General features: G+C 53.5%; 15 protein-coding genes. 13 read left to right on the top strand and 2 right to left on the bottom strand.

Annotated features, from left to right (window positions below):
- The first annotated feature begins 109 nt into the window (after positions 1–109).
- Positions 110–748, top strand: coding sequence for a DUF1007 family protein (locus NNO03_RS01395; protein WP_271448620.1), 639 nt, complete (start codon positions 110–112; stop codon positions 746–748).
- Positions 739–1,719, top strand: coding sequence for a nickel/cobalt transporter (locus NNO03_RS01390; RefSeq protein WP_271448619.1), 981 nt, complete (start codon positions 739–741; stop codon positions 1,717–1,719). Before NNO03_RS01395 ends, NNO03_RS01390 begins: the two co-directional genes overlap by 10 nt.
- A 70-nt stretch (positions 1,720–1,789) precedes the next feature.
- Here the strand turns inward: NNO03_RS01390 and suhB are convergent, their stop codons facing one another.
- Positions 1,790–2,593: an inositol-1-monophosphatase gene (gene suhB, locus NNO03_RS01385; RefSeq protein ID WP_003835237.1), complete on the bottom strand. Its 804-nt coding sequence runs from the start codon at positions 2,591–2,593 to the stop codon at positions 1,790–1,792.
- A 118-nt stretch (positions 2,594–2,711) separates the two neighbouring features.
- On the opposite strand from suhB, the gene trmJ reads away from it, so the two are divergent.
- From trmJ to sseB, 11 genes are all read left to right on the top strand, one after another.
- Positions 2,712–3,443 carry a tRNA (cytosine(32)/uridine(32)-2'-O)-methyltransferase TrmJ gene (gene trmJ, locus NNO03_RS01380; RefSeq protein ID WP_137384805.1) on the top strand — a complete coding sequence of 244 codons (732 nt, stop codon included), beginning with the start codon at positions 2,712–2,714 and terminating at the stop codon, positions 3,441–3,443.
- 242 nt (positions 3,444–3,685) lie between these two features.
- Complete coding sequence (gene iscR, locus NNO03_RS01375) at positions 3,686–4,177, top strand: Fe-S cluster assembly transcriptional regulator IscR (protein WP_005120405.1); 492 nt, start codon at positions 3,686–3,688, stop codon at positions 4,175–4,177.
- 167 nt (positions 4,178–4,344) lie between these two features.
- The gene (gene iscS / locus NNO03_RS01370; protein ID WP_271440688.1) at positions 4,345–5,559 is read left to right on the top strand and encodes a cysteine desulfurase; all 1,215 of its coding nucleotides are present in this window, start codon (positions 4,345–4,347) and stop codon (positions 5,557–5,559) included.
- 34 nt (positions 5,560–5,593) lie between these two features.
- A complete protein-coding gene (gene iscU / locus NNO03_RS01365; protein ID WP_002913991.1) occupies positions 5,594–5,980 on the top strand; it encodes a Fe-S cluster assembly scaffold IscU in 387 nt (128 codons plus the stop codon).
- Positions 5,981–6,000: 20 nt separating this feature from the next.
- Positions 6,001–6,324: an iron-sulfur cluster assembly protein IscA gene (gene iscA, locus NNO03_RS01360; RefSeq protein WP_003835203.1), complete on the top strand. Its 324-nt coding sequence runs from the start codon at positions 6,001–6,003 to the stop codon at positions 6,322–6,324.
- A gap of 108 nt (positions 6,325–6,432) precedes the next feature.
- The gene (gene hscB, locus NNO03_RS01355; protein ID WP_137384803.1) at positions 6,433–6,948 is read left to right on the top strand and encodes a co-chaperone HscB; all 516 of its coding nucleotides are present in this window, start codon (positions 6,433–6,435) and stop codon (positions 6,946–6,948) included.
- Positions 6,949–6,963: 15 nt separating this feature from the next.
- Entirely contained in the window at positions 6,964–8,814 is a 1,851-nt protein-coding gene (gene hscA / locus NNO03_RS01350; RefSeq protein ID WP_271440690.1) for a Fe-S protein assembly chaperone HscA, read from the top strand.
- A gap of 1 nt (position 8,815) precedes the next feature.
- Positions 8,816–9,151 (top strand): ISC system 2Fe-2S type ferredoxin, encoded by a 336-nt coding sequence (fdx, locus tag NNO03_RS01345; RefSeq protein WP_003037690.1) that lies wholly within the window; start codon positions 8,816–8,818, stop codon positions 9,149–9,151.
- An 11-nt stretch (positions 9,152–9,162) separates the two neighbouring features.
- Positions 9,163–9,363: a Fe-S cluster assembly protein IscX gene (gene iscX, locus NNO03_RS01340; RefSeq protein WP_003037694.1), complete on the top strand. Its 201-nt coding sequence runs from the start codon at positions 9,163–9,165 to the stop codon at positions 9,361–9,363.
- Between the two features lie 61 nt (positions 9,364–9,424).
- Positions 9,425–10,708, top strand: a complete 1,284-nt coding sequence (gene pepB / locus NNO03_RS01335; RefSeq protein WP_271448618.1) for an aminopeptidase PepB — start codon at positions 9,425–9,427, stop codon at positions 10,706–10,708.
- A 93-nt stretch (positions 10,709–10,801) separates the two neighbouring features.
- A complete protein-coding gene (gene sseB / locus NNO03_RS01330) occupies positions 10,802–11,578 on the top strand; it encodes an enhanced serine sensitivity protein SseB (protein WP_271448617.1) in 777 nt (258 codons plus the stop codon).
- A gap of 97 nt (positions 11,579–11,675) precedes the next feature.
- Here the strand turns inward: sseB and sseA are convergent, their stop codons facing one another.
- Positions 11,676–12,521 carry a 3-mercaptopyruvate sulfurtransferase gene (gene sseA / locus NNO03_RS01325; protein ID WP_271448616.1) on the bottom strand — a complete coding sequence of 282 codons (846 nt, stop codon included), beginning with the start codon at positions 12,519–12,521 and terminating at the stop codon, positions 11,676–11,678.
- Positions 12,522–12,644 lie beyond the last annotated feature (123 nt).

Genomic DNA, 12,644 nt, shown 5'->3' with positions numbered 1-12,644 from the left:
GATACCGGAAAAGGGTGCTCAACATTTTTCCGTTCGATGATATGCTCACCACTCTTTTCGCCCAGGACGTCATCATTGTGGCGGCCTGTATTGTTACCGTGGAGAACTCATGCAACGCGTTCAACGCATCATTGTCACGTTGATCCTGGCTATCCTGTCTTTTAATGTCGGTGCGCATCCCCACAGTTTTATCCACCTGAAAACTGAGATAGTGAGTGAAAATAACCAGTTTGTAGCGCTGAAAATGCGCTGGACGATGGATGAAATCACCTCGGCTGATCTGCTTTATGATGCGGGGAATGCCAAACCGGGTGATGAGATCTGGAAAAAACTGGCGGCAGAAGTGATGGCCAACGTCCTTGGGCAGCACTATTTCACTGAAGTGTGGCATGCGGGACAAAAGGTAAAGTTTAAAAATCGGCCGACGGAATATGGTATGGAACGTGAGGATCATCAGGCGGTGCTGACATTTGTGCTGCCGTTGGCAGAGCCGCACCCGTTGAACGGACAAAAATATAGTATTTCAACGTTCGATCCGACCTACTACGTCGATATGAGCTATGACAAAGACAGTGATGCCTCTCTGGCACAGCCCCTACGCCAGCAATGCCGGATTTCCGTGCATACGCCGACACCGAATGAACAAACGCTGAGTTTTGCACAGTCGCTGGATAAAGAAGATGCACCGCCGGAGGATATGGAATTAGGTAAACAGTTTGCACAAACGGTGACGTTGCAATGTCAGTAATTTATCGACCACACACGGTCAGACGTCGTTGGCTTAGCCTATGGCCGCTGGCGCTGTTTTTGCTGCTGGCGACGGGCGGCATACTGTGGCTATGGCAGATCTGGCCGCAGGTCATGGTGAAAAGTATTGTCTGGCAGCGGGATGTTAATCAGCAGATGAGTGGGTTGCTCAAAGCGGTTGCTGCTAATCCGACCCGGGCCGGGGGATCGCTGCTGCTGTTTAGTTTCCTGTATGGGGTACTACACGCGCTGGGGCCGGGACACGGGAAAATTGTTATTACCACCTGGCTTGCGACCCATCCGTCGAAGTTGAAGTCGAGTATCGGGCTGACGCTGGCGTCTTCGTTGTTACAGGGACTGGTCGCAATTGGGCTGGTGATAGTGGTGCTTACGGTACTGCAGCTACCGGCCCGGCAATTGCATATGAGCAGTTTCTGGCTGGAGAAAGGAAGTTATGCGTTGGTGGGGGTGTTGGGGGGGCTGCTGTGCGCTCGTGCGCTGAGAAAGCTGCGCCAGTTGCTGCGTCGCCCGACGTTTACCGCTTTTGCACCGCAGCATATCCATCATGATGGCTGTGGTTGTGGGCATCAACATTTGCCAGACCCTGACCAGATACAACACGGGGATGACTGGCGTGCGCGACTGATGATAATTCTGTCTATGGGCATGCGCCCGTGCTCCGGAGCCATCATGGTGCTGCTGTTTAGCAAAGTGGTTGGCGTGTTTAACTGGGGGATGGCATCGGCGTTGGCCATGGCGGCTGGAACGTCACTGACGATCACATCTTTAGCTTTACTGGTGCACAGTTTCCGCTCGCTGGCGGTGAAAGTCAGTGGCAATAACGCGCCGGTACTGTGGCGGCAGATTGGCTGGACAACGCTGGCATTAGCCGGAGGCATGGTGCTGATTGCCGCTGCGGTGGTGATGTGGATGAGTGCGGTGCCGGTGGGGCGGGGGATAAGACCGTTTTAGGTTAGAACGGTATAGTATGAATTGTAGGCCGGATAAGACGCGAAAGCGTCGCATCCGGCACCACAGCAGATTAACGTTTCAGCGCATCGCTCAGTTCGTCACGCATGTTAGCCAGCATGGCTTTAACGACGCGCGGGTTACCAGCAACAATGTTGCCAGTCGCCATGTAGTTATGACCACCGGTAAAGTCGCATACCAGTGCGCCAGCTTCACGGGCAATCAGTTCACCTGCGGCAAAATCCCACGGGCGCAGGCCAATTTCAAAATAACCATCAACGCGTGCAGCGGCAACGTATGCCAGATCCAGCGCAGCAGAACCGGTGCGACGGAAGTCCGCGCATTCGGTGAACATGTTGCCGAGGATTTTCATATAAGAAGCAGCGTGTTGCTTCGCTTTGAACGGGAAACCGGTGGCGATGATGGTGCCATCCAGATCGCGAGCTGTGCTGCCGCGTAGACGGTAACCGTTCAGCTGTGCGCCCTGACCGCGAGTCGCGGTGAACAGTTCGTTACGCATTGGATCGTAAACAACGGCGACTTCAGTACGGCCTTTGATGCGTACTGCGATAGATACCGCGAAGTGCGGCAGGCGTTTTACGAAGTTGGTGGTGCCATCCAGTGGATCGATAACCCATTGAACATCCAAATCTTCACCAACATGTTCACCGCTTTCTTCGGTGATGATGGTGTGCTGTGGGTAAGATTTGCGGATCGTTTCGATAATAATCGCTTCGGCGGCTTTATCGACGTTAGTCACGAAATCATTGCTGCCTTTCTGGCTGGTTTCTACAGAGTCTGGGGTTTCGTAGTGTTTGGCAATTACATTACCCGCCTTGCGCGCTGCGCGCACGGCGATGGTCAGCATCGGATGCATCGGTCTCTCTCACTGGATGTTAAAGAACGGGAAAACGGCGCAGAGTATAGCAGCGAGTTCGGATTATGTCTTCGTTTTATGATAATATGGTCGAATAATCTTTAGCCGAAGAAATACAATGCTGCAAAATATTCGAATCGTGCTGGTGGAAACGTCTCACACTGGCAACATGGGCTCTGTTGCCCGCGCAATGAAAACGATGGGTTTAACCAATCTGTGGCTGGTAAATCCATTAGTAAAACCGGACTCCCAGGCTATCGCTCTGGCGGCTGGCGCCAGTGATGTGATTGGCAGTGCGCAAATCGTCGATACGCTCGATGAAGCACTGGCGGGTTGTAGCCTGGTTGTCGGAACCAGCGCGCGTTCCCGCACGTTGCCGTGGCCGATGCTGGATCCGCGTGAGTGTGGCTTAAAAAGCGTTGCTGAAGCGGCAAATACGCCGGTGGCGTTGGTTTTTGGTCGTGAACGCGTTGGTTTGACTAACGAAGAACTGCAAAAATGCCATTATCACGTCGCTATTGCCGCGAACCCGGAATACAGTTCGCTCAATCTGGCGATGGCGGTTCAGGTCATCTCTTATGAAGTCCGCATGGCCTGGCTGGCAACGCAGGAAAGCGGTAAAGCAGCTGACTATGAAGAAACCCAGTATCCACTGGTCGATGATTTAGAGCGTTTTTACGGTCATCTGGAACAGACACTGCTGTCGACCGGGTTTATCCGTGAAGGCCATCCGGGGCAGGTGATGAACAAGCTGCGTCGTCTGTTTACTCGCGCACGTCCAGAGAGCCAGGAACTGAATATCCTGCGCGGGATTTTAGCGTCGATTGAACAACAGAATAAAGGGAAGTAACCTGTCTTTACGCCGGATGGCGCTTCGCTTATCCGGCCTACAGGCCGCACGATTTGTCGGCCGGATAAGCGAAGCGCCATCCGGCAAACGAATACCGCACGGAACGCAAAATACCTGACTAAATTAGTCAAGTAAATAGTTGACTGATTTAGTCGGGAATGTCAGACTTGCCCCTGCTATGCAATACCCCCATTTTACAATAAAAAACCCCGGGCAGGGGCGAGTTTGAGGCTAAGTAAGACATGAGACTGACATCAAAAGGGCGTTATGCCGTGACCGCAATGTTGGACGTTGCGCTCAACTCCGAAACGGGCCCGGTACCGTTGGCTGATATTTCTGAACGTCAGGGCATTTCCCTGTCGTATCTGGAGCAGTTGTTCTCCCGTTTGCGTAAAAACGGTCTGGTTTCCAGCGTACGCGGACCAGGCGGCGGATATCTGCTGGGTAAAGATGCAGGCAGCATCGCAGTAGGTGAAGTTATTAGCGCTGTTGACGAGTCTGTAGATGCGACCCGTTGCCAGGGTAAAGGCGGTTGTCAGGGCGGCGATAAGTGCCTGACCCACGCGCTGTGGCGCGATCTTAGCGACCGCCTGACCGGTTTCCTCAACAACATTACGTTGGGCGAACTGGTAAATAATCAGGAAGTCCTCGATGTGTCTGGTCGCCAGCACACGCATGACGCTCCACGCAGCACCCGTACGCAAGACGCTATCGACGTCAAACTGCGTGCCTAATAAAAATTACGCACTATCTTCTGCTTGCATCAAGGCAACCAGCAAGATGAAGCGTAAAAAGTATTTCAGAATCAGGCCGGGATGTCAGACATCCCGTTAACTCGGTCGTACATCCAGCCGGTTGCCTGATTCCTTGCATTGAAGCGATGTACGGAGTTTATAGAGCAATGAAATTACCGATCTATCTCGATTACTCCGCAACCACGCCGGTGGACCCGCGTGTTGCCGAGAAAATGATGCAGTGTCTGACCCTGGACGGAAACTTTGGTAACCCAGCGTCTCGTTCACACCGTTTCGGCTGGCAGGCTGAAGAGGCGGTAGATATCGCCCGTAACCAGATTGCCGACCTCGTGGGCGCTGACCCGCGTGAAATCGTCTTTACTTCCGGTGCGACTGAATCCGATAACCTGGCGATTAAAGGTGCAGCCAACTTTTATCAGAAAAAAGGCAAGCACATCATCACCAGCAAAACCGAACACAAAGCCGTGCTGGACACCTGTCGTCAGCTGGAGCGCGAAGGGTTCGAAGTCACCTACCTCGCCCCGCAGCGTAACGGCATTATCGACCTGAAAGAACTTGAAGCGGCGATGCGTGATGACACCATCCTCGTGTCCATCATGCACGTGAACAACGAAATTGGCGTGGTACAGGATATTGCGACGATCGGCGAAATGTGCCGCGCGCGTGGCATCATCTATCACGTTGATGCAACCCAGAGTGTAGGTAAACTGCCTATCGACCTGAGCCAGCTGAAAGTGGACCTGATGTCCTTCTCTGGCCACAAAATCTATGGCCCGAAAGGTATCGGCGCGCTGTATGTGCGTCGTAAACCGCGTATCCGTATCGAAGCGCAGATGCACGGCGGCGGTCACGAGCGCGGCATGCGCTCCGGTACGCTGCCTGTTCACCAAATTGTCGGTATGGGTGAAGCTTACCGTATCGCCAAAGAAGAGATGGAAACCGAGATGGCGCGTCTGCGCGGTCTGCGTAACCGTCTGTGGAACGGTGTGAAAGACATGGAAGAGGTATACCTCAATGGTGACCTCGAGCATGGCGCACCGAACATTCTCAACGTCAGCTTCAACTTTGTTGAAGGCGAGTCGCTGATTATGGCGCTGAAAGATCTGGCGGTATCTTCCGGTTCTGCATGTACCTCTGCAAGCCTGGAACCTTCCTACGTGCTGCGTGCACTGGGGATGACTGACGAGCTGGCACATAGCTCAATTCGTTTCTCTTTAGGTCGTTTCACTACCGAAGAAGAGATTGACTACGCCATCAATCTGGTTCGTAACTCCATCGGCCGTCTGCGCGACCTTTCTCCGCTGTGGGAAATGTTCAAGCAGGGCGTGGATCTGAACAGTATTGAATGGTCACATCACTAATTCGGCACCAATGCACCAATAAGGAGAATTCATCATGGCTTACAGCGAAAAAGTTATCGATCATTACGAGAATCCACGTAACGTGGGCTCTTTTGACAACAGCGACGAGAACGTGGGCAGCGGCATGGTGGGTGCACCGGCCTGTGGCGACGTGATGAAGTTGCAGATCAAAGTCAACAATGAGGGTATCATTGAAGACGCGCGTTTCAAGACTTACGGCTGCGGTTCCGCTATTGCCTCCAGCTCTCTGGTTACCGAATGGGTAAAAGGGAAATCGCTGGACGAAGCACAGGCGATTAAGAACACCGATATCGCAGACGAACTTGAACTGCCACCAGTGAAAATTCACTGTTCTATTCTGGCTGAAGACGCGATTAAAGCCGCGATTGCGGATTACAAAAGCAAACGTGAAGCAAAATAATTAAGAGTTGAGGTTTTATTATGTCGATTACCTTAAGCGACAGTGCAGCAGCGCGTGTAAATACCTTCCTGGCAAACCGCGGTAAAGGGTTTGGTCTGCGTCTGGGCGTGAGAACCTCCGGCTGCTCAGGTATGGCCTATGTACTGGAATTTGTTGACGAGCCGGCGGCTGAAGATACCGTGTTTGAAGACAAAGGCGTAAAAGTCGTGATCGACGGAAAGAGCCTGCAATTCCTCGACGGTACGCAGTTAGACTTCGTCAAAGAAGGTCTGAACGAAGGGTTTAAGTTCACTAACCCGAACGTGAAAGACGAATGTGGATGCGGCGAAAGCTTCCACGTGTAACGCGCTTACTGATAACCCCACCGTGGTCGCCTGCGCGTGGGGTTTGTTTTACCTGACTCTCTGGTTTTGCCTCATCGAACAACAGAGAATCGATGCCCTGAGAATGTTATGGACTACTTCACCCTCTTTGGCTTACCGGCCCGTTATCAGCTCGATACTCAGGCGCTGAGCCTACGTTTTCAGGATCTACAACGTCAGTATCATCCTGATAAATTCGCCAGCGGTTCTCAGGCGGAACAACTTGCTGCAGTTTCGCAGTCCGCCACTATCAACCAGGCCTGGCAAACGCTGCGTCATCCCTTGATGCGCGCCGAATACTTACTGTCTTTACACGGCTTTGATATCAGAAGTGAACAGCACACGGTGCGCGACACTGCCTTCCTGATGGAACAGCTGGAGCTGCGTGAAGAACTGGACGAAATTGAACAGGCAAAAGACAGTCAACGTTTAGATGCGTTTATGCAACGCGTTAGCGACATGTACAATGTTCGCCATCAATTGATGGTAGAACAGCTGGATAGCGAGACGTGGGACGCGGCGGCAGATACCGTGCGTAAGCTGCGTTTTCTCGATAAACTGCGAAGCAGTGCAGAACAACTCGAAGAAAAACTGCTCGATTTTTAATTTCCGGAAGCGAAAATGGCCTTATTACAAATTAGTGAGCCTGGTCTGAGCGCTGCGCCGCACCAGCGTCGTCTGGCGGTAGGCATCGATTTAGGCACCACCAACTCCCTGGTTGCAACTGTACGCAGCGGCCAGGCCGAAACGTTGGCCGACCACGACGGTCGCCACCTGTTGCCGTCAGTGGTTCACTATCAGCAGCAGGGCTACTCAGTCGGTTACGATGCGCGTGCTAACGCGGCGCTGGATACGGCAAATACCGTCAGTTCGGTAAAACGCATGATGGGCCGCTCGCTGGCGGATATTCAGGCGCGCTACCCGCATTTGCCTTATACGTTCCAGGCGAGTGAGAACGGTCTGCCGATGATTGAAACTGCTGCTGGCTTACTCAATCCAGTACGCGTCTCTGCTGACATTCTGAAAGCGCTAGCCGCGCGGGCAACCGAAGCGCTGTCCGGCGAACTGGATGGCGTGGTGATCACCGTTCCGGCCTACTTTGATGATGCTCAGCGTCAGGGCACGAAAGATGCTGCGCGTCTGGCGGGCCTGCATGTACTGCGTCTGCTGAATGAACCGACCGCTGCCGCGATTGCCTATGGCCTGGATTCAGGTCAGGAAGGTGTCATTGCCGTTTATGACCTTGGCGGCGGTACGTTTGATATTTCTATTCTGCGCCTGAGCCGTGGCGTGTTTGAAGTGCTGGCGACCGGTGGTGATTCCGCACTCGGTGGCGACGATTTTGACCATCTGCTGGCCGACTACATCCGTGAGCAGGCGGGCGTTGCCGATCGCAGCGACAACCGCGTACAGCGTGAACTGTTGGATGCCGCGATTGCCGCTAAAATCGCGCTCAGCGATGCGGACTCTGTCACAGTTAACGTGGCGGGATGGCAGGGTGAAATCACCCGTGAAACCTTTAATGAACTGATTTCCGCACTGGTTAAGCGCACGCTGCTGGCTTGCCGCCGCGCACTGAAAGATGCTGGCGTTGAGGCGCAAGACGTTCTGGAAGTGGTGATGGTTGGTGGTTCAACGCGCGTGCCTCTGGTGCGTGAACGCGTCGGCGAATTCTTTGGCCGTACGCCGCTGACCTCGATTGATCCGGATAAAGTCGTTGCCATCGGCGCGGCAATCCAGGCTGATATTCTGGTTGGCAATAAACCGGACAGCGAAATGCTGCTGCTGGACGTTATCCCGCTGTCCCTGGGACTGGAAACCATGGGCGGTCTGGTGGAGAAAGTGATTCCGCGTAACACCACGATTCCGGTGGCGCGCGCGCAGGACTTTACCACCTTTAAAGATGGCCAAACCGCGATGTCCATTCACGTGATGCAAGGCGAGCGTGAACTGGTGCAGGACTGTCGTTCACTGGCACGTTTTGCGCTGCGCGGCATCCCGGCACTACCTGCGGGTGGGGCGCATATCCGCGTGACCTTCCAGGTGGATGCTGATGGCCTGTTGAGTGTGACCGCCATGGAGAAATCCACCGGCGTTGAATCCTCCATCCAGGTCAAACCGTCCTACGGTCTGACGGACAGCGAAATCGCCTCTATGATTCAGGATTCGATGAGTTTTGCCGAGCAGGATGTAAAAGCGCGTATGCTGGCAGAACAAAAAGTCGAAGCAGCACGTGTACTGGAAAGCCTGTCCGGTGCGCTCGCTGCTGATGCCGCGCTGTTAAGCGCCGCAGAACGTCAGATTATCGACGCCGCCGCCGCGCATTTGAGCGAGGTTGCACAGGGCGACGATGTTGACGCTATCGAACAAGCCATTAAAAACGTAGACAAACAAACCCAGGATTTCGCCGCTCGCCGCATGGACAAATCTGTCCGTAGCGCGCTGAAAGGCCATTCTGTGGACGAGGTTTAATATGCCAAAGATTGTTATTTTGCCTCATCAGGATCTCTGTCCCGATGGTGCCGTTCTGGAAGCTGAGACTGGCGAAACGATTCTCGACGTTGCCCTGCGTAACGGCATCGAGATTGAACACGCCTGTGAGAAATCCTGTGCCTGTACGACCTGTCACTGCATCGTACGTGAAGGTTTTGATTCTTTGCCGGAAAGCACAGAAGAAGAAGACGACATGCTGGATAAAGCCTGGGGTCTGGAGCCGGAGAGCCGTTTGAGCTGTCAGGCGCGGGTCACTGAGGACGATTTAGTGGTCGAAATCCCACGTTACACAATCAATCATGCACGTGAGCATTAACAGAGGGTAGTATGGGACTGAAGTGGACCGATAGCCGCGAAATCGGCGAGGCGTTGTACGACGCGTTCCCCGATCTCGATCCCAAGACCGTTCGTTTCACCGATCTGCACCAATGGATCTGTGACCTGGAAGAGTTCGATGATGATCCACAGGCATCGAACGAAAAAATCCTTGAGGCCATTTTGCTGGTCTGGCTGGACGAAGCCGAATAAGTCAACGGGCTGCCCACGGGTGGCCCGTTTTCCTGTATGCGCGAAAATAAGGATAAATAAAATGACAGAAGCCATGAAAATTACGCTTTCCACGCAACCTGCCGATGCCCGCTGGGGTGAAAAGGCAACATACAGTATCAATAATGATGGCATTACCCTGCACCTGAACGGAAAAGATGACCTTGGCCTTATCCAGCGTGCCGCGCGTAAAATTGACGGTCTGGGGATTAAACACGTTCAACTGGACGGTGAAGGCTGGGATACCGAGCGCAGTTGGGCATTCTGGCAGGGCTATAAAGGGCCGAAAGGCAGCCGCAAAGTTGAGTGGGCTGCTTTGGATGAGGCGCAGCGTAAAGAGCTGGATAACCGTCTGAAAATTATCGATTGGGTGCGCGATACCATTAACGCCCCGGCGGAAGAGCTGGGCCCGGAACAACTGGCGCAGCGTGCGGTTGATCTGCTGTGCTCTGTCGCATGCGATAACGTCTCTTACCGCATCACAAAAGGTGAAGATCTGCGTGAGCAGAACTACATGGGACTGCATACGGTTGGACGCGGTTCTGAACGTCCGCCGGTGCTGCTGGCGCTGGACTACAACCCAACCGGCGATAAAGAAACGCCGGTTTATGCGTGTCTGGTCGGCAAAGGCATCACCTTTGACTCCGGCGGTTACAGCATCAAACAAAGCGCATTTATGGACTCAATGAAGTCCGATATGGGCGGTGCGGCAACCGTAACTGGCGCACTGGCATTTGCTATTACTCGCGGTCTGAACAAGCGCGTGAAACTGTATCTGTGCTGTGCGGATAACCTGATTAGCGGTAATGCCTTTAAACTGGGCGATATTATTCACTATCGCAACGGTAAAAACGTTGAGGTGATGAACACCGATGCAGAAGGTCGTTTGGTTCTGGCGGATGGCCTGATTGACGCCAGTGCGCAGAAACCGGAGCTGATTATTGATGCTGCCACGCTGACAGGTGCCGCGAAAACAGCACTGGGTAATGATTACCACGCGCTGTTCAGCTTTGATGACCAACTGGCTGCTCGCCTGCTGGCAAGTGCTGCACAAGAAAACGAGTTGTTCTGGCGTCTGCCCCTGGCGGAATTCCACCGTAACCAGCTGCCGTCTAACTTTGCCGAGTTGAATAACACCGGCAGCGCGGCTTACCCGGCTGGCGCAAGCACTGCGGCGGGCTTCCTGTCCCATTTCGTGGAAAACTACCAGCAAGGCTGGCTGCACATCGACTGTTCTGCAACTTATCGCAAAGCGCCGGTTGAGCAGTGGTCTGCTGGCGCAACTGGTCTGGGTGTGCGCACAATTGCGAACTTGTTAACCGCTTAATTATGTAGGCCGGATAAGCGTTAGCGCTATCCGGCAAGATAACGGCGGGGGCGCTTCGCTTGCCCGCCCTACATGCATCTCTATTGTGATCCTATGTCTGAAACAAAAAACGAATTAGAAACGTTGCTGGAACAAGCAGCGACTGAGCCAGCGCACCGCCCGGCCTTTTTCCGCACGCTGCTGGAGTCTACTGTCTGGGTACCGGGTACTGCCGCAGAAGGTGAGGCGGTCGTAGAAGACAGTGCGCTGGATCTGCAGCACTGGGAAAAAGAAGACGGCACGACGGTGATTCCGTTCTTCACCTCTCTGGAAGCTTTACAACAGGCCGTGGAAGATGAACAAGCGTTCGTCGTTATGCCGGTGCGCACATTGTTTGAAATGACGCTCGGCGAAACACTGTTTCTCAATGCTAAGCTGCCAACCGGCAAAGAGTTTATGCCACGCGAAATCAGTCTGCTGATGGGGGAAGAAGGCAACCCTCTGAGTACCCAGGAAGTACTGGAAGGCGGTGAATCGCTAATTCTCTCCGAAGTTGCCGAACCGCCCGCACAGATGATTGACTCGTTGACCACGCTGTTTAAAACCATTAAACCGGTGAAGCGCGCATTTCTCTGCTCAATTAAAGAGAGCGCGGATGCTCAGCCGAACCTGTTGATTGGTATTGAAGCCGATGGCGATATCGAAGAGATTATTCATACTACTGGCAGCGTCGCAACTGACACGTTGCCGGGCGATGAACCCATTGATATTTGCCAGGTGAAGAAAGGAGAGAAGGGCGTCAGCCACTTTATTACCGAGCACATTGCACCGTTCTACGAACGCCGCTGGGGCGGTTTCCTGCGCGACTTTAAGCAGAACCGGATTATCTAAAGGCCCAGGCCGGGTGGCGACGCATACGTCTTACCGGCCTGGGATGTGCGCTATTTTGTAGGCCGGATAAGCGAAGCGCCATCCGGCATTTCCCGCTTTATAATACCGGTTCTACCGGTAAATCACTCCGCGATCCCCATTCGCTCCACGCACCGTCATACAAGGACACATCTGGAACATCCAGCGTGGCAAGCGCCAACACGACAACGGCAGCCGTTACACCGGAACCGCAACTGGCAATGATTGGTCTGTCAAAGCTCACGCCGTGACTAAAGAAAATCGCATCCAGCTCATCGGTAGTTTTCAATTCTCCATCACGTACCAGTTCTGTCCACGGTACGTTCAGTGCTCCTGGAACATGTCCGCGTTTCAGGCCTGGACGAGGTTCATCAACCTGGGCATTAAAGCGTGCCGCCGGGCGGGCATCGACGATCTGCGCCGTTTTTTCATGACTGGCCAGCAGCACATCGGTCACGCGTACAACCGCTTCAGGCGTGAATGCTGTATCAAACTCACCTTCGGGCAAATCAACATTTCCTGTCTGCAGGGGGAGTTCATCACGCTGCCAGCCTGCCAGACCGCCCGCCAGAATGGAGACATTTTCAACGCCAAATGTCCGCAGCATCCACCATGCCCGTGGAGCAGAGAACAGGTTACCTTCATCGTATATCACCAGGTGTTTATCCTGGTACACGCCTAACTCGCGCATGGCGACGGCGAAAGCTTCCGGGCGCGGCATCATATGTGGAAAGGGCGAGGTGTGGTCAGAGAGGGCTTCAATATCAAAAAAGACAGCGCCAGGAATGTGGCCTGCACGATATTCCTCGCCAACATTGCGATCTTCCTGGCCTGGAGGTGCCATCCGGGCATCAAGAATTTGTATTTCCGGGTCGTCGATATGTTCGACAAGCCAGTCGGCAGCGACAAAGAAGGCGGTAGTCATAGGCATCTCCATTTTTACCAGGTTTCGGCAAATTGTCGGATGTTTACTGTAAAGCGACAAGTAAAAGAGGCTGATTTGTCAGGCCGAACCACATTAATCATTAAAATTCAGACAACATCATTC

Source organism: Citrobacter sp. Igbk 16, from assembly GCF_028069755.1.
Taxonomy (GTDB): Bacteria; Pseudomonadota; Gammaproteobacteria; order Enterobacterales; family Enterobacteriaceae; genus Citrobacter.
This window is presented reverse-complemented; position numbering and strand designations above follow the sequence as displayed.